This is a genomic window from Streptococcus rupicaprae (assembly GCF_040545225.1).
GTDB lineage: Bacteria > Bacillota > Bacilli > Lactobacillales > Streptococcaceae > Streptococcus > Streptococcus rupicaprae.
Map to the genome: position 1 here is coordinate 68,126 of NZ_JBEPLO010000008.1, position 20,271 is coordinate 88,396.

Annotated in this window: 20 protein-coding genes; all 20 read right to left on the minus strand. The window is 44.7% G+C overall.

Features of this window, described 5'->3' with window-relative positions:
- Nucleotides 1–1,344: a methylenetetrahydrofolate--tRNA-(uracil(54)-C(5))-methyltransferase (FADH(2)-oxidizing) TrmFO gene (gene trmFO, locus ABID29_RS04755; protein WP_354364752.1), complete on the minus strand. Its 1,344-nt coding sequence runs from the start codon at nucleotides 1,342–1,344 to the stop codon at nucleotides 1–3.
- A 358-nt stretch (nucleotides 1,345–1,702) separates the two neighbouring features.
- Nucleotides 1,703–3,019, minus strand: coding sequence for an FAD-containing oxidoreductase (locus ABID29_RS04760; protein WP_354364753.1), 1,317 nt, complete (start codon nucleotides 3,017–3,019; stop codon nucleotides 1,703–1,705).
- A gap of 84 nt (nucleotides 3,020–3,103) precedes the next feature.
- Nucleotides 3,104–3,859, minus strand: coding sequence for a DUF3307 domain-containing protein (locus ABID29_RS04765; RefSeq protein ID WP_354364755.1), 756 nt, complete (start codon nucleotides 3,857–3,859; stop codon nucleotides 3,104–3,106).
- A complete protein-coding gene (locus tag ABID29_RS04770; RefSeq protein ID WP_354364757.1) occupies nucleotides 3,859–4,521 on the minus strand; it encodes a SatD family protein in 663 nt (220 codons plus the stop codon). Before ABID29_RS04770 ends, ABID29_RS04765 begins: the two co-directional genes overlap by 1 nt.
- A gap of 278 nt (nucleotides 4,522–4,799) precedes the next feature.
- A complete protein-coding gene (gene topA / locus ABID29_RS04775; protein WP_435533151.1) occupies nucleotides 4,800–6,917 on the minus strand; it encodes a type I DNA topoisomerase in 2,118 nt (705 codons plus the stop codon).
- Nucleotides 6,918–7,184: 267 nt separating this feature from the next.
- Nucleotides 7,185–7,634, minus strand: coding sequence for a hypothetical protein (locus ABID29_RS04780; protein ID WP_354364761.1), 450 nt, complete (start codon nucleotides 7,632–7,634; stop codon nucleotides 7,185–7,187).
- A gap of 49 nt (nucleotides 7,635–7,683) precedes the next feature.
- Nucleotides 7,684–7,899, minus strand: coding sequence for a helix-turn-helix domain-containing protein (locus ABID29_RS04785; protein WP_354364763.1), 216 nt, complete (start codon nucleotides 7,897–7,899; stop codon nucleotides 7,684–7,686).
- A 2-nt stretch (nucleotides 7,900–7,901) separates the two neighbouring features.
- On the minus strand, nucleotides 7,902–8,426 hold the full coding sequence (locus ABID29_RS04790; RefSeq protein ID WP_354364765.1) for a hypothetical protein: 525 nt from the start codon (nucleotides 8,424–8,426) through the stop codon (nucleotides 7,902–7,904).
- 135 nt (nucleotides 8,427–8,561) lie between these two features.
- Nucleotides 8,562–9,542, minus strand: a complete 981-nt coding sequence (gene guaC, locus ABID29_RS04795; RefSeq protein WP_354364767.1) for a GMP reductase — start codon at nucleotides 9,540–9,542, stop codon at nucleotides 8,562–8,564.
- A 150-nt stretch (nucleotides 9,543–9,692) separates the two neighbouring features.
- Nucleotides 9,693–10,400, minus strand: coding sequence for a pseudouridine synthase (locus tag ABID29_RS04800; protein WP_354364769.1), 708 nt, complete (start codon nucleotides 10,398–10,400; stop codon nucleotides 9,693–9,695).
- Nucleotides 10,401–10,457: 57 nt separating this feature from the next.
- The gene (gene nth / locus ABID29_RS04805) at nucleotides 10,458–11,084 is read right to left on the minus strand and encodes an endonuclease III (RefSeq protein ID WP_354364771.1); all 627 of its coding nucleotides are present in this window, start codon (nucleotides 11,082–11,084) and stop codon (nucleotides 10,458–10,460) included.
- Nucleotides 11,085–11,154: 70 nt separating this feature from the next.
- Complete coding sequence (locus tag ABID29_RS04810; RefSeq protein WP_354364773.1) at nucleotides 11,155–12,042, minus strand: phosphotransferase family protein; 888 nt, start codon at nucleotides 12,040–12,042, stop codon at nucleotides 11,155–11,157.
- A gap of 30 nt (nucleotides 12,043–12,072) precedes the next feature.
- Complete coding sequence (locus ABID29_RS04815) at nucleotides 12,073–13,608, minus strand: ClC family H(+)/Cl(-) exchange transporter (RefSeq protein WP_354364775.1); 1,536 nt, start codon at nucleotides 13,606–13,608, stop codon at nucleotides 12,073–12,075.
- 17 nt (nucleotides 13,609–13,625) lie between these two features.
- Nucleotides 13,626–14,696, minus strand: a complete 1,071-nt coding sequence (locus ABID29_RS04820; RefSeq protein WP_354364777.1) for an ABC transporter substrate-binding protein — start codon at nucleotides 14,694–14,696, stop codon at nucleotides 13,626–13,628.
- Nucleotides 14,696–15,466 carry an ABC transporter permease gene (locus ABID29_RS04825; RefSeq protein WP_354364779.1) on the minus strand — a complete coding sequence of 257 codons (771 nt, stop codon included), beginning with the start codon at nucleotides 15,464–15,466 and terminating at the stop codon, nucleotides 14,696–14,698. Before ABID29_RS04825 ends, ABID29_RS04820 begins: the two co-directional genes overlap by 1 nt.
- Nucleotides 15,463–16,269 carry an ABC transporter permease gene (locus ABID29_RS04830; RefSeq protein ID WP_354364781.1) on the minus strand — a complete coding sequence of 269 codons (807 nt, stop codon included), beginning with the start codon at nucleotides 16,267–16,269 and terminating at the stop codon, nucleotides 15,463–15,465. The genes ABID29_RS04825 and ABID29_RS04830 overlap by 4 nt, the downstream gene beginning before the upstream one ends.
- Nucleotides 16,250–17,410, minus strand: coding sequence for an ABC transporter ATP-binding protein (locus ABID29_RS04835; protein ID WP_354364783.1), 1,161 nt, complete (start codon nucleotides 17,408–17,410; stop codon nucleotides 16,250–16,252). Before ABID29_RS04835 ends, ABID29_RS04830 begins: the two co-directional genes overlap by 20 nt.
- Nucleotides 17,411–17,443: 33 nt before the next feature.
- Nucleotides 17,444–18,346: a UDP-N-acetylmuramate dehydrogenase gene (gene murB / locus ABID29_RS04840; RefSeq protein WP_354364785.1), complete on the minus strand. Its 903-nt coding sequence runs from the start codon at nucleotides 18,344–18,346 to the stop codon at nucleotides 17,444–17,446.
- Between the two features lie 106 nt (nucleotides 18,347–18,452).
- The gene (locus ABID29_RS04845) at nucleotides 18,453–19,391 is read right to left on the minus strand and encodes a hypothetical protein (RefSeq protein WP_354364787.1); all 939 of its coding nucleotides are present in this window, start codon (nucleotides 19,389–19,391) and stop codon (nucleotides 18,453–18,455) included.
- Nucleotides 19,392–19,409: 18 nt separating this feature from the next.
- Complete coding sequence (gene thrB / locus ABID29_RS04850; RefSeq protein ID WP_354364789.1) at nucleotides 19,410–20,270, minus strand: homoserine kinase; 861 nt, start codon at nucleotides 20,268–20,270, stop codon at nucleotides 19,410–19,412.
- Nucleotide 20,271 lies beyond the last annotated feature (1 nt).

Consider the following 20,271-nt stretch of genomic DNA (forward strand, 5'->3'; position numbering starts at 1 on the left):
TTAAATAGAATAGTTTTCTATAAAGTTAGTCAAATCTCCCAATGCTCGTTCTGCAATGGCTTCGTAGCGTTCTTTTTTATCCCGAATCCGTGGCCCTTCTAGTTCTTTGATAATGCCAAAGTTAACGTTCATCGGCTGGAAGTGCTTGCTCTCAGCATGGGTCACATAATAAGGCAAGCTGCCGATGGCAGTTGTCTCTGGGAAGAAGGCGGGTTCTTCTCCTTTGAAAAGGCGAACGGCATTGATGCCAGCCACTAGACCACTCGCTGCGGATTCCACATAGCCTTCGACACCTGTCATCTGACCTGCAAAGAAAAGATTGGGTTGCTTGGTTGATTGGAAGGCTTGGTTAAGAAGGTTTGGAGAGTCCATGTAAGAATTTCGATGCATGACACCGTAACGAACAAACTCTGCATTCTCAAGTCCTGGAATCATCTGGAAGACCCGTTTTTGCTCGCCCCATTTGAGGTGAGTTTGGAACCCTACAATATTATAAAGACTGCCTGCTGCATTGTCCTGGCGAAGCTGGACAACTGCATAGGGGGTCTTAAACTCACCGTCTCGAGGCCCCTCATAGTCATCAGGGTATTCCAATCCAACGGGCTTCATCGGACCGTAAAGCATGGTTTTGACACCGCGTTTAGCCATAACCTCAATTGGCATACATCCTTCAAAGTATTTCTCTTTTTCAAAGGAATTGAGTGGTGCTTCTTCTGCAGTTATCAAGGCTTCATGGAAGGCCAGAAATTCTTCCTTGGTCATGGGACAATTAAGGTAAGCAGCTTCTCCTTTGTCATAGCGAGACTTGAGGTAGACCTTGCTCTTGTCAATAGTATTGACATCAATGATCGGTGCCGCTGCATCATAGAAATAGAATCCATCCCCACCATTGAAGGCATGGATTTTAGCAGCCAGAGTATCGCTGGTCAAGGGGCCAGTCGCAATCACTGTTATTGCGTCTTCTGGAATTTCTGTCATCTCCTCACGAATCACCTCGATCAGTGGGTGATTGTAAAGCTCTGCTGTCACAGCTTCCGCATACCCTTCACGGTCTACCGCCATAGCTCCACCAGCTGGTACACGGTGGGCTTCGCCATTGCGCAGGATAATCGAATCAAGTCGCCGCATTTCTTCCTTTAGGAGCCCGACTGCATTGGTCAAGCTATCCCCACGAAAAGAATTTGAACAGACCAACTCGGCAAAATTGTCTGTCTTATGCTGAGGGGTGGGTTTGACACCGCGCATTTCATAAAGTTTAACTGGAATGCCTCGCTTAGCAATCTGATAGGCAGCTTCTGAGCCAGCCAAGCCAGCTCCGATAACGTTGATGTAGGTTGCAGTCATGATAATTTCCATTTCTAATCTTACTTCAGTCTATTCTATCAAAATTTTTACTATAAAAGTAGTTTGAGGTCCTATCCCAACGGATTACAGATCAATTCGACCACCAAAAAGGCAAAAGAAAGAGAAAGGAACATCGCAAATCCAAAAGGAGGCGTCTCTCTTGGCTAGAACTTTGGAGAGTTTGAAAAGCGAACAACTTCACCAATGAGCAGGGAATGATTGGCAGTGAAGGCTCTACTCATTTAGGCAAGAGAGTTTCTAGTAGCGATCCATAGCAAGCGTCTTTCTCCGACGCTATCTCATATTTTTCTGGGATAACTTTAAGAGACTGAACGTTTGGTCCAGTCTCCAGGATGAGTTAGATATTAAAGACATCATTCAAGTTTTCAGCCATGGTTGGATGGGTAAAGAGCTGATTCTTGAGGTAGGTGTAAGGAATTTTGTTGTCGATGGCCATGGTCATCAGGTTGATGATTTCCTGAGAGCCTGCGCCAAAGAGGGTCGCTCCCAGAATGAGCTTGGTCTTTTTATCAACAACCACCTTGTAAAGGCCACGCAGGTCATTGTTGACATGGGCACGAGGCATATTGGCCACAGGGAGGCTGTTGGTCAGGACCTCATAGCCTGCTGCGACAGCTTGAGCTTCTGTCAGACCGACACGGGATAGGGCTGGCTCGATGAAAATGGTGGACGGTACCTGGCCACGGTCACTGCGCTTGTAATCATAAGCACCTGTCAACTTGCCAAAGACCACTCGGAAATCATCCAGAGAAGTGTAGGTGAACTGGAGACCACCGTTGACATCGCCGACAGCATAAACATCAGGAACGGCTGTCTCGCAGTAATCATCCACTTGAATGGCGCCACGCTCGGTCAGCTGGATGCCGGTATTTTCCAGCCCCAGCCCTTCAGTCGCTGGCTTACGCCCTGTGGCATAGAGGACAGCGTCAAAAGCGTAATCTTGTCCATCAGCCGTCACGACCACCTCAGCTCCGCTATTTTTCATGTTAGAAATAGCAGAGCCCAACAGGAAGGTCACCCCATCTTCTTCTAGATAGGTCTGAGCCAACTTGGCCACCTCTGGCTCATCACGCCCCAGTAGGGTTGGAGCAGCCTCAAAGACTGTCACCTGGCTGCCTAACTTGGCGTAAAGACTGGCAAATTCCAGGCCGATATTGCCCCCACCGATGATGCCTAGGCGTGCTGGGCGCTCGGTCAGGTTCTGAATGCCTGTGCTGTCATAGACACCTGCCGTCTCCAGAAGTCCTGGAATAGGCAAGGCATTGGACACGGCTCCTGTGTTAATGACAATGATATCGGCAGTCAATTCCTGCTTGTCTTCACCAGCAGTTAACTCAACCACCTTATCAGCCACAAAACGGGCCTGGGCATTGTAGAGGTTAACACCAGTCCCCGTCAAGACAGCCTCGTTTTTCTTGCGCAGACGAGTAACGACAGTTTCCTTCTGTGCCATGACGGTCGCAAAGTCCCAGTTTTTCTCGGCTGCCACAATCAGGGTCTTGGTCGGGATACAGCCGATATTGATGCAGGTCCCCCCATACATCTGGGCATTCTGCTCAACGAGAGCCACTTTTTTACCAGCAGTAGCCAGCTTGCCAGCCAAAGTTTTACCGGCCTTACCAAAGCCGATAACCAACAAATCATAATGGGTCATTATCTACTCCTTATTCTTGTGTTAAATTCATTCTAGCAAAAAATCAGACAGCTGTCTGATTTTTGCTACCATTTGACAATTTTATCATAAACAAATCCATGCAGCTACCATAACCGTTAGAATGCTAAATAAAGAGCCGATCAAATAGTATTCCGCAAAGGCTGGATCTTCTGAAATTTTGTTGTAGCGGGCGATAGATTTGGCTGTGAAGACAAGACCGATGGAGGCGAACTGGCCAAAGAGAATACAAACACCCATCACCAACCGTTCCAAGGTTCCAATGGTCGCTCCTGCTCCAGTAATTGTCTGTTGCTCTTCCTGTTTTTGAAATACTTGATTGTCATTTAAGATAGATTTGACTGGCTGATATTTTGCAAAACAAATCCTAAAAACAAGATTGGCTGGTTTTGTCACTAAGAGGAAAAAGAGCACAATACTTGGCAGTTTTGCCCATTCTCCTAAAGTCATCGCTAACTTAGCACCAGCCTCAGATAAACTGAGAGCCAGACTCACCGAAATAGCCAGATGGATAAATTGGTCCATAGTAAAGTACAGGCGTTCCGAAAAATAGCCTTTTACAAATGGTTCAAGACCATCAAGGAAGGCATGGCTACAGATAATCCATATAACTTCAGGCCAGGCCACCGGTTGATAGAGGCCCAAAAGAATTAAGGGCCAAGCCACCTGACAGAGATGGCCTAGTAGATAGAACTTATTCTTTTCTTTAAGTTCTGCCAGTTTCTGGGACTGGAAATGGAAATCGGACAGCACATGGCAGATAATAAAGAGAGCAATAAAAGGATTGACCACCAAAAAGTGTGACAGACTGAAAGCAGACATTAATTGCCCTCCTGACTACGCGCAATGAGTTCCTGCACTGCATTTCGGCATCTAAAATAAATTTTAGCGCCACTGCTTTTGAGACGTTTCGTAAAGGCGCTTTCATTTAATTTCAAATAATCAGCAACCCTATACTGTTCAAATTGTTCTTGATAGATTCCCAGCTCAATCAGGGCCTCAAAAACCTCTTCTTGACTGGGTCGCCAACTGCTCTTTATGTGCTCCGAAGCTGCTAATAAGGCGTTAGCCTGTTGGGACAGCTGAGGATTTTCCAGAATTAGTGCGATTTGGGTATTGCCATAGTCATTTTTTTTATGAACAGTCTCTATTGCCTGGCGAGCCCTCCAATAAGCCGGCCCATCTGCTCCAATACTTTGTTCTGGATCAATAGGTGTTAAAATTTCTCCCGCTCCAAGTCCAAACCGTATTTTGTATGGTTTCATCGCGAGAACCAACTCATCAACCAGCTTAAAAATGGGAGCATCTAACTGAAATAATCCCTGAAACTCATCTCCCAAAGTAATGGTTAATTTGGAAATCAAGACGTCTTGATACTGATGATTCAAGCTATGAAGACAAGTCTCCAACTTTTGTTGGACAAGAGAACGGTCAAGAATGTCCTTAGAAGCAATAAAATCACCGATTAAGGCTAGATAAACCATTTGCCCCTCCTTTTACTGTCCATTATAACAGACATTTTGAAAAATGTCTATTATAATGGAAATTTTTAAAAATGTCCGTTAAACCCTCCTTTGGCTAGTAAACATTGCCTAGTCCCTTTTGAACAGAAGTGTTTGCTTGATTCTCTATAGATTTAGCAATCAATAGAGAACTGCTGTGCCTTCGAGATAGAAAGAGACAAACCCGATAGAGTTTGCCTCGAATAACTGTTCAAATGCTCTGGACACCCCTAATCTTACAGAGGCAGACTTATGCTGAGTTAAGCCTTACTTTGAGTCTCCTTGTAATCACAGTCAGCATGTGAACAAAGCACCTGCTTGCCGCCGCCACGAATGGCTTTTTCGACTAAGAAATGGCCTGATTTTGGACAAGCACGACCGACTGGCTTATCCCATGATGTGAAATCACAAGCTGGGTAACGATCGCAACCATAGAAAATGCGGTTACGTTTGCTCTTGCGCTCAATGATTTGGCCCTGCTTGCAGGTTGGGCAAACCACGCCAATTTCTTTGGTGATCTGCTTGGTGTTGCGGCAATCAGGAAAATTACTGCAGGCATAAAACTTACCAAACCGACCAAGCTTGATGACCATGGGATGGCCACACTGATCACAATCAAAACCGGCAGGCTCGTCTTTGATTTGGATTTTTTCCATCTCGACTTCAGCCTTGGCCACATCCTTTTCAAAAGGCTTGTAAAAATCATCGATAACCTTCTGCCACTGGGCCTGGCCGACTTCAACAGCATCTAGCTTGTTTTCCATATCTGCTGTAAAAGTGATGTTAACAATATCTGGAAAGAACTCTACAATTAATTGGTTGACAATTTCTCCCAACTCGGTTGGTTCAAAGCGTTTTGAAGCCAATTTGACATAATAGCGCCGCTGAATGGTCTCAAGAGTTGGGGCGTAGGTGGATGGCCTGCCGACACCATTTTCCTCTAAGGCCTTAATCAAGGTTGCTTCTGAGTAGCGTGCTGGTGGCTGGGTAAAGTGTTGTTCAGGCTTTGTATTGGTCCGCTTGACAGTATCGCCAACTTCCATCTCTGGCAGCATCTTGTCCTTGTCTGTGTCATTATAGACAGCAAGATAACCGTTAAACTTCACCTGACTCCCGTTGGCTGTAAAGATGACGCCATTTTGAGAAAGGTTGACCTTCATAGTATCGAAAACCGCGGCTGTCATCTGACTAGCTACAAAACGGTTCCAGATCAGGGTATAAAGTTTGAGCTGGTCCTTGTCCAAGTACTTGGCAATGCTCTCTGGCGTCTGAAAAACATTAGACGGACGGATAGCTTCGTGAGCATCTTGAGCACCGCCAGCATTTTTGACACGGCTACCGTGCTTCGAATATTGGCTGCCAAAGCGTTCTGTAATGAAATGAGCGGCTTCGCCTTGGGCGACTGGGCTAATACGGGTCGAATCCGTACGCATATAAGTGATAAGACCTTGACTACCACTTCCTAGATTGATCCCTTCGTAGAGCTGCTGAGCTACCATCATGGTTTTACGAGTTCTGAAATTGATCTTGTTGGCCGCATCCATCTGAAGGGTTGAAGTGGTATAAGGCAACGGCGCATTGCGGCGACGCTCCTTTTTCTCAACTTGGTCAACCGTAAACTCATCACCCGTGATACGGGCTAAAACGTCCTTGACTTGGTCGTTGTTCTCCAGCTTTAGCTTTTTACCATCAAGGCCATAAAAGGCCGCCTGGAAAGATTTCGTCCCTTTTTTAAAGGTGCCGTCAATGGTCCAGTATTCTTCTGGTTTGAAGGCCTTGATTTCATTTTCCCGATCGATAATCAACTTGAGTGCGACCGACTGTACTCGCCCTGCCGAGAGTCCTTTTTTAACCTTTTTCCAGAGAATCGGTGAGATGGAATAGCCCACAATGCGGTCAAGGACACGACGTGCCTGCTGAGCATCTACTAAATCCTGATCAATTGTCCGAGGTTCCTTAAAGGCATTTTTGACGGCGTCTTTAGTGATTTCATTGAAGACGACCCGGTTTTTATCCTCAGCATCCAGATTTAGAATGTGCGCCAAATGCCAGGAAATGGCTTCTCCTTCGCGGTCCGGGTCACTCGCCAGATAGACTTTACTCGCTTTTTTAGCTTCTTTTTTCAGGTCATTGATCAAGGGACCCTTGCCACGAATATTGATGTACTCTGGCTCATAGTTATTGGCAAAATCAATGGACATGGAGGACTTTTTCAAATCGCGGATATGGCCAACAGAAGCCACAACCTTGTAATTGCGTCCCAGGTACTTCTCAATGGTTTTGGCCTTAGCTGGTGATTCCACAATGACTAAGTTTTTCTTAGCCGTCTTGGTCGTCTTTTTCTTGGTCGTTTTCGGTTTAGTTGCAGTTGTCAAAATATCATCCTTTGTGAGGTAGCTAAAGATAGCTCCTGATTAGAGCTCATCTTACTTCCATTTCATAATAAACTCCAATAGATATTAAACTATTTTTGATACCCTGTCAAGAATTTTCTGCTGTTTCTTCTATATAATACATCTAAGGAAGTACAAAACAATCCATTAAGTAAGTTTAGGAGTTACTGATGAGACTTAATCTATGATCAAACAAGCATTTGCCTAGTCGTACAGAAAAATTGTAATCCTCCACAAAGGCTTTTCCTGGCACTAATTTCTAAACACAAGAAGATAGGAATCATTTCTCCTAGCTTTAAAGGCAAAATCTTTTAAATTCTTGACGGTTATCTTCTGGATAGAAAACCATGTTTTGCCATCATATCGAATATTAAAATCATCGTCACCTCCTATATCGATAGGAGTCATTTTTTCTTGATTCCATTCAAAAATCTCTTGATCAGTTCCTTTTTCTATTTGCTTACGAGAAGCCATGAGATAGACTGTTCCAGTAAATTCATCGGTGAGTTCATAATGTCCTTGATTAGGCGCATATAAAATCTTATGTTTTATACTCTGTTCAAGAGGTGATAGTTCCTTGGCGACTTCGCTTTTAACTTGATCTGTTGCTCTTTGGATTTCCTTATCAACACTTGTAGAAGTACAGGCACTCAAAAGACCAATACCGATCAATAAGATGCTAATTTTAAGTAGGTGACACATAAAATCTCCTTTTTTAATTATGATACAGCTGCCTTTAGCGTGGACGCCTCTAGTCATTGTCAACGCTATATTCTAAAATATCTCCAGGTTGACAATTTAAAACACGGCAGATACTTATCAGGGTGTTAAATCGAATCCCTTTAGCCTTTCCAGTCTTTAAGATTGATAAATTAGCTTCTGTAATTCCAATTTTTTCCGCTAATTCTTTTGAAGTAACTTGACGATCCTTTAAAATTTTATCTAAATTGATTTTAATCGTTTCCATTGTTAGATGATCTCATTATAGTCTGTTTCAACCTGATAGCCTCTTTTTAGAACCAAGATGCCCAGACAAGAGATTCCGATTAGAATGAGGTGAAACCAATAATCTTGAAAGGTAAAATCGGATAACTGGCTCACATTATTGATCTCTATCACCGAAAATCCCACCTTGGCAATCATCTGTAATAAAGTAATCGTGATGAGGCAAAATAAAATTCTATAAAGTAAGTGAATATTTTTTAAGATAAAGATTCTATCATCTCTCATTTCTCTAAAAAGTGACTGTGTACAAATCGCCACATAAATCATCAATGAGACGATGACTATGGCAAATAATAATACCAAAATGACTAGAAAGTTCGAGACTGATTGAGAATTGCCTGGATAATGTTCTAACGAGGCCTCTATTAAATCTCCTCTGAATATCGCCACTAACAAGCCTAGGCAGATTCCTCCTGCCAGGAAAGTCAAGAACCATTGACCTATCTTAGCAATTAAAATTGCCATTTGAAAAATAGTACTTCTGACCATTTTCAACCTCCTGATTATTGTTTTATGATAATAATTATTGTTAAAATTATTATAAAACAATAATTTTTTAACGTCAAGATTTTATACTAACAAATCTTAAAAATAGAAAAAGCCACGACTTGCGTGACTTTATCCTTATAAACTATCCCCGTTCCAGATAGAGTTTTTAACGATAACATAGTTGACCTTGGTCAAGCTTTCCAAGTCCTTGCCGCCAGCATAGGAAATGGAGGATTGGAGGTCTTGTTCCATTTCAGTCAAGGTGTTAAAGATACTGCCTTTAGTCGGCAAGAGGATTTTTTTCCCTTCGACATTTTTGTACTCGCCCTTTTGGAACTGGGAAGCTGATCCGTAGTATTCTTTGAATTCCTTACCATCGACTTCAATGGTTTCACCCGGGCTCTCGTTGTGGCTTGCAAAGAGTGAGCCGATCATGACCATGCTAGCGCCAAAACGAATGGACTTAGCAATATCGCCGTGCGTGCGAATCCCACCATCCGCAATAATTGGCTTACGGGCAGCCTTGGCACACCAGCGTAGGGCCGCCAATTGCCAACCACCAGTCCCAAAACCAGTCTTGACCTTGGTGATGCAGACTTTTCCTGGTCCAATTCCGACCTTCGTTGCATCCGCCCCTGCATTTTCCAATTCGCGAACCGCTTCCGGCGTCCCAACATTTCCTGCAATCACAAAGGTCTCAGGCAACTCTGCCTTGATGTGCTTGATCATGTTAATCACAGAATCTGAATGACCATGCGCAATATCAATGGTGATAAATTCAGGTGCATCGTCTTTTAAGGAGCGCACAAAATCATATTCATACTCTTTAACTCCAACTGAAATCGAAGCAATGAGACCTTTTTGGTGCATTTTAGCAATGAAAGGCTTGCGCTTGTCTTCTTCAAAACGGTGCATGATGTAAAAATACCCTTCAGAAGCCAGATGCTCAGCCAAGTTCTCATCGATAATGGTCTGCATATTAGCTGGAACAACAGGGAGTTTGAAACTGTGTCCACCAAAGGTAATGCGTGTGTCAGCTTCAGAGCGACTCTTGACAATACACTTATTAGGAACTAACTGGATATCTTCGTAATCGAAAACAGGCATATCAAACATGGTTTCCACCTCAATTTTAAGAAAATGACCTACCTATGCTAATGCATCGCTACGCTTCTTGGGCGCTTCCATAATTTATTTTACCGCAATAATCGGTGAAATGACAGGAAATGCTTTGAAAACACAAATAAAGTTCGTCTTTGACGAACTTTATTTAGAATTTCCTTTTAATTGGCTGATTTCTTCCTCTGTCAGCAGGCGAAATTCTCCTGGGTCTAAGGTCTCATCCAAGACCAGACTGCCCATCCGTAGGCGTTTAAGATGAGTGACCTGATTGCCTAGGGCCGCAAACATTCGCTTGACCTGATGAAATTTTCCTTCCTGGATGGTAATAGAGGCGACGTGAGGAGTGTCGTCCTGCCAATCCAGCTGAGCTGGTAAGCAGACATAGCCATCGTCTAAAACAATTCCTGCCTGCATTTTTTCCTTATCATCTGGCTGACAAGGGCCAGCCAAAGTAGCCTCATAACACTTGTCAACATGTTTTTTAGGAGAAAGCAGGTTATGGTTTAATTGACCATCGTTGGTCAACAGCAAAAGCCCAACTGTATCCTTGTCCAGTCGTCCAACGGGAGCTACCCGATGATAGCGAGCCGGGAGAAGATCTAAAACAGTCCGCTCTTGAGGGTCTTCTGTGGCCGAAATCACACCTGCAGGCTTATTGAGCATCAGATAGTCAAATTCGCTGTAAACGAGCACCTCTCCGTCAAGACAAATCTGATCCTTATGCTCATTGATGGCCAGGTCTGATTTTTTGGCGACTTGACCATTAACGGTCAAACGCTTGGCCTTGACCATAGCCTTGGCCTGGCTGCGTGATCCTGCTCCTACTGCTACGATAAATTTATCTAATCTCAAAAGCTGGATTCCTTTCTCTATTGCATTTCTTATCAGACATAGGTGGGGTAATAAGGGTCAATCTTCAAACTGGTAGAGTTGCGGGTACTGATCGCACTCTGGATTTTTGGGGTGGCAGATGGCCCGGCCAAAGTAAATCATAGCCTGATGAGCGGCTAGCCAACGCTCTGGCGGTAAGATATCCATGACCCGTTTTTCAATTTCCAGCGGTGTCGCGGATTGTTTTACAATCTGATGGTGTTTGCAGATGCGAGACACGTGGGTATCAACGGCGAAGGCTGGAATCCCAAACCCTACAGACATGACGACATTAGCTGTTTTCCGCCCGATACCAGGCAAGCTCTCCAATTCTTCTCTGGTCTGTGGCACAATGCCGTCAAACCGTTCCATGAGCTGGACAGACAGCTCGTGCATGAACTTAGCCTTATTGCGGTAAAGTCCCAACTTAGCGATATAGGGAGCTATCTCATCAGGCGTAGCCAGAGCAGCTTCTTGTGGGCTTGGAAAGCGTTCAAAGAGGGCTGGGGTTGCCTTGTTAACCGCCGCATCTGTCGTCTGGGCCGACAGCATGACCGCGATCAACAGTTCATAATGATTGCGAAAATCCAGACTAGGCTTAGCGTCTGGAAACAGGGCGATGATTTCTTCGATAACATGACGGGCTTTTTTCTTGGATAAAACCATGGGAACTCCTTCGTTCAAATAGATAGTTTATTATACCATACAGGAGACAATCGCCCCTTTTAAAAAGTTTTCAATCCTTGGTCTTGTAAAAACTGGGAATCAAAGTTTCAAATCCCTGGTACCAGTTGAAGACATCGTCTGCTCGCTGGATCATGGTCTGGACCTGCTTTTCTCCATAAGGGATAGCCCATGAGATAGAGCCAATTACATCTGTCGCCATGTAGAGAGCCATAAGTCCCCAAAACTGTTCTGGAATAATTTCTTGGTCAAAATAGCCATTGATCATCCCAGTTGCAAATTCTTCCGAGATCTGGGCGTTCCAAATCATCCGATTGAATTCTTCATATGGATCCCCGATTTCGAGTGAACCGAAGTCAATGATCCACAAGTCCTGAGATGACCTTTCAATCATCATATTTCCGACATGGTAATCACCGTGACAGAGGGTTTGAGGCCTGATTTGGAGCAAGTCTCTCTTCTTGTCGATGAATTCAATAAAGAGTTTACCGTCTGGATACAAGGCCCTGACCTCATTAAAAGCAGCTATTTTCCGATCAATTTTGGCATTATAAGCCTTGTACCAGTCAGGGACTTCTTCAGCGATCGGCAAGCTATGAAGTTCTTTTAAGAACTGTCCTGCTCGGTGCCCGTAATAATAAAGCGTTTGATCAGACATGGACGGAGCAAGGTCCCGAAAATCAACCCCATCGATCCACTCGTAGAGGCTGTCAATCCGATCTGAGTTAACTTTAAGATCCAATAACTTGCTCCATCTCGCCGTCTTACTAGATAAGTTTTTGAGATAGGTCGTTTCCAGTCGCTTCTGGTTAACAAAAGAGGGCGGCGACTGCTTTAGGAAATAGAGGTGGTCACCAGAAAGGCGGTACTTTTTCTCTGGCGAATAGCCCTTTGAAATCCGGACCTTTTCAGCCCCATCAAGTTGGTGTAAGATAGACATCGTATCCCTTTCTAAAGTTTTATGAGATAATTAATCGAGCAACAAGGATTTCACAGCATCTATTTGATGGGTTCTCACGACCAGATGGATGGTATTTCCAAGATAGAGAATGGTCTGTCCATGGACAATTTCAGAACGCCCGTGATTAATCTGTCCGGTAATTAGGACACCTTCTGGAAGATTTAAATCAGTCACTCTTCGTCCAGAAATTTTGGCTGAAACAGGAATTTCTATAAAGGTTGCTTTGGACGTTTCAGCCATATGGTCTGGAAGAATTCTCTCTAGCATGGCCTCATAAATAGGCGCACCATTTAAGAGATCCATAACGATATAAGCAGACAGCGTTACAAGTCCTAGGGGCATCAAGTGGTGCATATCTCCGACCATCTCGGTCACTAGGATAATCCCTGTTAAGGGAGCTTTAGAGATTGCTCCAAAATAACCAGCCATTCCCAGAACGATAAAAAGTGGTAAATCTTCTACAGCCACAAGTCCTAGCGCAGTCAGCCCCGTCCCTATAAGCAAGCCCAAAACTGACCCTAGGGCTAAAATAGGGAGAAAAATTCCACCAGGAAGCCCTGAGCCGTAACTAAGCATACTGAGGGCAAAACGTATTAACAGAAAAAGGATAAGCATACCAAAGCTATAAGGTGCTTGCGGAAGATGCATAACCAACTCATGCCCACCACCCAGTAGTTCTGGCCAAATGAGGCCAACGGGGATAATCAAGGAAAAGGGAACTAACGGATAAAATCGAGGGGATAGTTTAAGAAATCGCCCAATGCCTTGGTAAACCCGAGACATGCTTAAAATCACACGCTGATAGTGATAGCCCGCGAGTCCTAAAAGACTACCCATTAGGATCAAAATCCAGTACTGGTTGAGAGCAAGTACCGGCAGCTCAATAGGCATTTGCAGGACAGGAGTCAGACCGAAGATCCATAGGGACACAGCATTGGCTACTAGACTAGCTGTTAAGGTTGTAATCCAGACAAGTCGTGAAAAATGTCTATAGACCTCTTCCACTACAAAAAGTAAACCGGCAATGGGAGCGTTGAAAGCGGCCGATAAACCAGCAGCTGCGCCGCTAGCGATTAAAATGCGTGTTTCTAAAGGTGCTAATTGAAGACGATTGGCCAAGCCTTTAGCCGTCATAGCCCCCAACTGAATCGATGGACCTTCACGCCCCAGCATCAAACCGCTTGAGATCGCAAGGATTCCTCCGATAAACTTTCTCCAGAGGATGGACCACCAATTGGAGTCCATCAAGCCCTTTAGTTCTCCCTCAACTTGAGGAATACCAGATCCTCTAACCGCTGGCTCTTTTCCTGTCAACCAAGACAAGACAAGTGTCAAAATAATATAGCCTGCCACTATAGCAAAAAGCACGAACAAGTCTTGTCGTGCTAAATGATACAGATGAACAAGGCCTTCAAAGCTATGTCCGATGAACAGTCTAAAAAGACTGACAACCAATCCTACCACAATACCGACCAGGATTCCTCTTAGGACAGATACCATGATAGAACTAGATACATAATGAAATTCTTGTTTTGTTTCTTCCATATGTTCTGTTCCAAATCTTATTTTCGATACATTTTAAACTGAAGGTACAAATCATTGTAATCTCCGAGTAACTCTTTCCCCAAGTTATCGTAAACTTCAAGATTATCTAGTGTTTCACCGCTTGGGTAAAAGGCTTGATCTTCACGGGTTTCTGGGTCAAGCATGTCCTTAGCCAGGTCATTTGGTGTCGAATAACCGACATACTCTGCATTTCTAAGGGCGTTTTCTGGACGGAGCATGAAGCTGATAAAGGCATGGGCCCCTTCGAGGTTTTTAGCGGTTTTTGGAATCACAATATTGTCAAACCAAAGGTTGCTTCCCTTAGAGGGGACGACGTAGACCAGGTCTTCATTGCCATCTAGCATCTCGCTAGCCTCTCCTGAGAAGCTGACCGCGACAGCTGCCTCCCCCTGAATCATATAACCCTTGATTTCATCGGCGACAATGGCCTTGATATTAGGGGTCAATTCATAGAGCTTTTCGGCTGCTTGATGCAGTTCCTCTGGATTTTGCGAATTGAGGCTGTAGCCCAGGGTCTGTAGGCCAATGCCCATGCCCTCACGCGCGCCATCGATCAACATGATATTGTTGCGGTACTCCTCCTTCCAGAGGTCCTCCCATTCGACCGGAGCTTCTTCAACCATTTTGGTATTGTAGATGATACCCAGTGTTCCCCAGAAATAAGGAACAGAGAACTTGTTTCCTGGGTCAAAAGACTGATTGATAAATTCTTTACCAAGATTTTCCATCCCTGTGATTTGATGATGGTCAATCGGCAACAACATGTCTTCTTCAATCATTTTAGAAATCATGTACTCAGATGGGACAGCAATGTCATACGTCGTCCCTCCTTGCTTGATCTTGGTATACATCGATTCATTTGAATCAAAGGTTTGATAATCGACTTGGATGCCTGTTTCTGCCGTGAATTCTTTCAGTAAATCAGGATCAATGTAATCTCCCCAGTTGTAAATCACCAACTTCCCAGTGCTACCAGAATCCTTCTGGGCAGACATGGTGACACTCAATCCTGTCAAAAGGAGAATGATGGCTAGAACACCCACAAAAAATGATAGTAATCGCTTCATTAAGCCTCCTCCTTCTCACGTGAAATAAAGTAGTAGCCGATAACCAGGACGATGGAAAAGAGAAAGACCAGGGCGGAGAGGGCATTGATTTCAAGGGAAATTCCCTGCCGCGCCCGTGAGTAAATCTCTACAGAGAGGGTCGAGAAGCCATTCCCCGTCACAAAGAAGGTGACCGCAAAATCATCCAAGGAATAAGTAAAGGCCATGAAGTAACCAGCAATAATGGCTGGCGTCAAATAAGGCAGCATGATTTCGCGAAACATCTGGCGTCTGGTTGCTCCCAGGTCAAAGGCCGCCAGAATCATGTCATCATTCATCTCCTTCAATCTCGGCAGAACCATCAATACCACGATAGGAATAGAGAAGGCCACATGGCTCAAGAGCACAGAGACAAAGCCTAATTGGAAACCAATCATGGTAAAGAGAATCAGGAAGGAGGCACCGATCATAACGTCAGGCGCCACCATGAGAATGTTGTTGGCAGACAAAAGACTGTCCTGGTAACGACGGCGCAGCTGGTAGATATAGATGGCCCCAAAGGTTCCGATGATGGTTGCAATCAAGGAACTCAAAAAGGCCAGGAGAAAGGTCTGGGCGACAATCAGCATAAGCCGGCTATCTTCAAAGACCGCCTGGAAGTGCTCCCAAGTAAAGCCTTCAAAACCATTCATAGTACCACCGCTATTGAAGGCGTAGTAAATCAGGTAAAAAATCGGCAGGTAGAGAATGACAAAGACGATGGCTAGGTAGATATTAGCTAATTTTTTCATCCTTTAGCCCTCTCTTTCGTCGCCCACATTATCAGAAGCATGGCCAAAATCAAAACCACTCCAATCGTTGAACCCATCCCCCAATTCTGGGTGGTCAAAAAGTGTTGCTCTATGGCTGTCCCTAGCGTGATGACACGGTTTCCACCAATCAAACGGGTCAACATAAAGAGGCTAAGCGATGGGATAAAGACAGCTTGAATCCCTGATCTAACCCCATTCATAGAAAGAGGGAAAATAACCTTGGTGAAGGTTTGCCAATTGTTAGCACCTAAGTCCTTGCTTGCTGCGATCAGGTTATAGTCCAGGTCATCTAAGATGTTAAAGATTGGCAGCATCATGAAGGGCAGCTCAATGTAGCTGGCCACAAAGATGAAGGCAAAGTCTGTAAACAAAAGCTGTTTAGGAGCTACACCTAGAAAGCTTAGAAAAGCATTGACTGCTCCGCTATTGCCAAAAATCCCGATAAAAGCGTAGGCCTTGAGCAAAAGGTTCACCCAGGTCGGCAGGATGATCAGCATGAGCCAGAGTTGCTTGTGCTTGAGCTTGGTCAGGAAATATGCCGTCGGATAAGCGATCACCAGGGTCACCAAGGTGATAATCCCAGCATAGAGGACCGAGTTCAGGCTCATCTTGAGGTAGGTCGCATTAGGCGATGTGAAATAGGTCTGGTAGTTAGCTAGGGTAAAGTTCCCATGGATGTCAAAGAAAGACTGCCAAATGATCAGCGCCAGTGGGACAAAGACAAAGAAGACCAGCCAGAGCCAATAGGGCAGAGAGAGGAGACTAGAGGTTTTCTTCATCACGTTCCTCCTCAATAGCGTTAATCAAGCCCTCTTCAGGCTCATCGATTTCCACGTACTCTTCGATACGGGCATCAAACTCTTCTTCGGTTTCATTGAGACGCATGATATGGATATCCTCAGGCTCAAAGTCAAGACCGATTACCTCACCAACGATGGCCTTGCGGGTCGAATGGATCATCCATTCGTTGCCCAGCTCATCATAGGCGATAATCTCATAGTGAACCCCGCGGAAGAGCTGGGTATCGACCTTGACCTGCAATTTCCCTTCTTCTGGCAAGGTAATCTGCAAGTCTTCCGGTCGAATCACGACTTCGATCGGTTCATTAGGCTTCATCCCACCATCAACCGCCTCAAAACGCTTGCCGTTAAATTCCACCAGGTAGTCTTCAATCATAATCCCTGGCAGGATATTGGATTCACCGATAAAAGTTGCTACAAAGTGGTTAATCGGCTCATCATAGATGTCTACCGGTGTTCCAGACTGAACAATTTCGCCTTCGTTCATGACAAAAATCCAATCACTCATGGCAAGGGCTTCTTCTTGGTCATGGGTCACAAAGACAAAGGTGATGCCAAGGTCCTGTTGCAATTCCCGCAACTCGTACTGCATTTCCGTACGGAGTTTTAGATCAAGCGCTGATAGCGGTTCGTCTAAGAGGACTACCCGCGGCCGGTTGATGATGGCCCGGGCAATGGCGACCCGCTGGCGTTGACCGCCAGACAGTTTCTGAATCGAGCGCTTCTCATAGCCTTCTAAGCGGACCATCTTCAAGGCTTCCTTGACCCGCCGCTCAATTTCAGTTTTTTCCACCTTACGCAATTTGAGCGAAAAAGCCACATTTTCAAAAACAGTCATATGCGGAAAGAGGGCATAGGACTGAAAGACCGTATGGACATCCCGCTTGTTGGTCGGCACATCATTGATCCGTTTGCCATCCAGGTAAACATCTCCGCTGGTGGCATCAAGCAGGCCTGCGATAATGTTTAAAATCGTTGATTTCCCTGAACCAGAGGCCCCTAAAAGGGTATAGAATTTGCCCTCTTCTAGTTCAAAATTGATGTTCTTCAAAACGACTGTCCCATTGTCTTCATAGACCTTGGAGACGTTTTTAAATGCGATAATCGGCTGTTTTTCAGTCACGCCTGCTCCTCCTTTTTTCTATCTAGCCAAAGGCTAACCTTCCCCAATAATGCGCACTTCGCGCTCCAGTGTAATGCCTGACTGCTCCTGAACCTTAGCAATAACATGATCAATCAAGGCCTCGTAGTCTGAGGCTGTGCCGTCAGCCACATTAATCATAAACCCGGCATGTTTTTCGGACACTTCAACGCCACCGATGCGGTAGCCCTTGAGGCCAGCCTCCATGATCAACTGACCTGCAAAATAGCCTACTGGCCGTTTGAAGACAGACCCACAAGAAGGGTATTCCAAGGGCTGTTTCAGCTCACGCAGGTGGGTCAAGCGGTTCATTTCATGCTGAATACTTTCGTAAACACCTGGTTTTAAGGCAAATTTTGCAGAGATGACGATGGCCCCATTATCTTGGACGATAGAATGGCGGTAGCCAAACTTCATGTCCCGACCTTCCACCGTAACAATTTCACCTTCCTTGGTCAGAAGCTGGGCAGATACCAAAACCGTTGATATTTCACCGCCGTATGCTCCGGCATTCATGTAAACTGCTCCACCGATGGAACCAGGAATCCCGCAGGCAAATTCAAAACCTGTCAGGGAGTGGTAAAGGGCGATTCGCGTCGTCTCAATCAGGTTGGCTCCTGCTTCTGCCTCGATTGTATAGCCATTGACCGTGACAGTGTTAAGCTTGTTAAACATGATGACAAAGCCACGAATGCCCTGGTCTCTCACAATGAGGTTGCTGGCATTGCCCAGAACGATCCAAGGAATATCATGCTCGTTGGCATAGCGGACAATTTTAGCCAGCTCATACTTATTTTTAGGGAAAAACAAGACATCGGCTTGTCCCCCGACCTTGGTATAGGTATACTGTTTTAAGGGTTCGTTTTGTTTAAAGTCAATCCCTTCAAAGATCGACTGTAGATTTTCATAGTGTGACATGGTTATTCTTTCATTGAAAATTTGGCATAGCCTCTACCATTATACCAGAAAACTGAGGAGAAATCGAAAAAATACCACCCAATATTCATTTACTGGGTGGTTTCGGTTAGTCTTCTGTTAGTGGACGTGTTACAAATTTATTGGCATTATCCTTAAGAGCTCCAAAGATCGTCAGTCCTGCTGTAATCAGTGTAAAGGCAAACAAGAGCAATAAATTAGTTGTATAGTCAGTCATATCAATATATTCCAAGGCCTTTAATTCTGATAGACCTTGAAAGGCAGTGAAAATATCAATCTCAGCTACACGAGCAACCAGAATAGCCCAATCTAATTCATTGGCGAAGTAAGTCATGGCAATTACAATTGCTAAACAGATAACAGCAGCTATCTTAGAAAATTTCTTCGCCAGAAGCTCATATCCCTTGACCGTTGCAATCCCCATTACAATTCCTGAAAATGCTGCGACGAAACCCAATTGTCCTAAGATGACAATTAAGGCTACTCCAATCAAAGAACCTAGAAATGCCCCTACTGTACCAAGGAAGTAATTTTCTGAGGTTTGGCCATAAAGTTGCTCCGATGTTCCTAACTCTTTCGCATACTGTCCATAAGCATTCTCCGATAAGATACGTACGGCTCCACCGACGGCATAAACATTTAAATCGTTTGTCTGGCCAGTATCTTCACAAGCTGCTACAAATCCGTGATCTGTCAAAAAGTTTATTAAAGACTCTAGAGCCTGCTGGATATCAGCACCCCTCTTCCCCTTTGTCAGTCGATGCCGGAGGGTAGCTGTCACCTTGTACTGTTTGGCTGACACTGCTGTGATAGACTTATCTGAATGAGTCTTTAGTTCTTTCCAAAGTTCTTTTGGCAATCCCTCGCCATTTCGAATAGCCGTTGTCGTTAGGGTATAAATCTTGCTATTTCCACTGCTGACTTCTGAAAGGTAAACTGGAAAGCCATGATAACCTCCAAAAATAACATTTGCTTCTTGATCATAGCTCAATCCTAAGTGTTGTAAGTCTTCTTTTATTTTTTTCATTTTATAACTCCTGTGTCTCTATCCGACAAAAATCCCAACAGTATCAACTGTTAGCTGGGCTAATTCCCCATCAAAACCTAACTGAGAGATGGCCTCTTGGAGACCTGCAATCTTGTCCTGCGGCGCTAGGACCATAATGGTCGGACCAGCACCGGAAAGATAGGTCGCATAGGCGCCATGTTCATGGCCCATTTTCTTGATGGCGTAAAATTCCTTGACCAAACGTTGCCTAAAGGGCTCATGGAAGATATCTGCTTCCATGGCTTGGCCTGCTGTGACCAGATCCCCTTTCAAAAGCGCAGCTACAAGAACGTTGGAAACGGCAGAGGCCGCAACCGCTTTTTTATGCGACAGCTGATTGGGTAAGACACCTCGGCTATCTGAGGTCCGTAACTCATACTTAGGAATAAAGGCCAAAAAGGCACATTCTGGAAAGTCCGCAACAATAGCTGACACCTTTTTATTGACATAACTGGCGACGACCAGATTGCCATAAATGGCTGGCGCGACATTGTCTGGATGCCCTTCTATCTCTGTAGCCAGCTGTAATTTTTCGGTTTGACTCAAGTGGAGATTCCCCAGTTGGTTGGCCAATTCAATGCCAGCGACGATAACAGAACTAGAAGACCCCAATCCTCTAGCCAAGGGAATATCACTCTCCATCTTCAGATGATGGGGCTGGAGGTCGGGCTTGATTTTCAGTGCTGTCTTGATTAACAGGTTGTATTTATCATTTGGAACATAGGGAAGGTCGTGTTCGATATACCAGTCCTCAGCTGGTTCTAGAATTTCAATGGTTAGATAACGTGAAAAAGCCAGGCCAACCGAATCAAAACCAGGTCCGAGATTGGCAGAGGTTGCCGGAATTCTAATTTTCATC

Bases quoted from the DNA above. Each gene is read 5' to 3' on its own strand.
- ABID29_RS04760 (WP_354364753.1), bottom strand. From the start codon at position 3,019: ATGACCCATTATGATTTGTTGGTTATCGGCTTTGGTAAGGCCGGTAAA.
- ABID29_RS04810 (WP_354364773.1), bottom strand. From the start codon at position 12,042: ATGTCTATCTTACACCAACTTGATGGGGCTGAAAAGGTCCGGATTTCA.
- murB (WP_354364785.1), bottom strand. From the start codon at position 18,346: ATGTCACACTATGAAAATCTACAGTCGATCTTTGAAGGGATTGACTTT.
- trmFO (WP_354364752.1), bottom strand. From the start codon at position 1,344: ATGACTGCAACCTACATCAACGTTATCGGAGCTGGCTTGGCTGGCTCA.
- ABID29_RS04765 (WP_354364755.1), bottom strand. From the start codon at position 3,859: ATGTCTGCTTTCAGTCTGTCACACTTTTTGGTGGTCAATCCTTTTATT.
- ABID29_RS04815 (WP_354364775.1), bottom strand. From the start codon at position 13,608: ATGGAAGAAACAAAACAAGAATTTCATTATGTATCTAGTTCTATCATG.
- ABID29_RS04825 (WP_354364779.1), bottom strand. From the start codon at position 15,466: ATGAAAAAATTAGCTAATATCTACCTAGCCATCGTCTTTGTCATTCTC.
- ABID29_RS04785 (WP_354364763.1), bottom strand. From the start codon at position 7,899: ATGGAAACGATTAAAATCAATTTAGATAAAATTTTAAAGGATCGTCAA.
- ABID29_RS04820 (WP_354364777.1), bottom strand. From the start codon at position 14,696: ATGAAGCGATTACTATCATTTTTTGTGGGTGTTCTAGCCATCATTCTC.
- guaC (WP_354364767.1), bottom strand. From the start codon at position 9,542: ATGTTTGATATGCCTGTTTTCGATTACGAAGATATCCAGTTAGTTCCT.
- ABID29_RS04845 (WP_354364787.1), bottom strand. From the start codon at position 19,391: ATGAAAAAAATAAAAGAAGACTTACAACACTTAGGATTGAGCTATGAT.
- thrB (WP_354364789.1), bottom strand. From the start codon at position 20,270: ATGAAAATTAGAATTCCGGCAACCTCTGCCAATCTCGGACCTGGTTTT.
- ABID29_RS04790 (WP_354364765.1), bottom strand. From the start codon at position 8,426: ATGGTCAGAAGTACTATTTTTCAAATGGCAATTTTAATTGCTAAGATA.
- nth (WP_354364771.1), bottom strand. From the start codon at position 11,084: ATGGTTTTATCCAAGAAAAAAGCCCGTCATGTTATCGAAGAAATCATC.
- ABID29_RS04780 (WP_354364761.1), bottom strand. From the start codon at position 7,634: ATGTGTCACCTACTTAAAATTAGCATCTTATTGATCGGTATTGGTCTT.
- ABID29_RS04770 (WP_354364757.1), bottom strand. From the start codon at position 4,521: ATGGTTTATCTAGCCTTAATCGGTGATTTTATTGCTTCTAAGGACATT.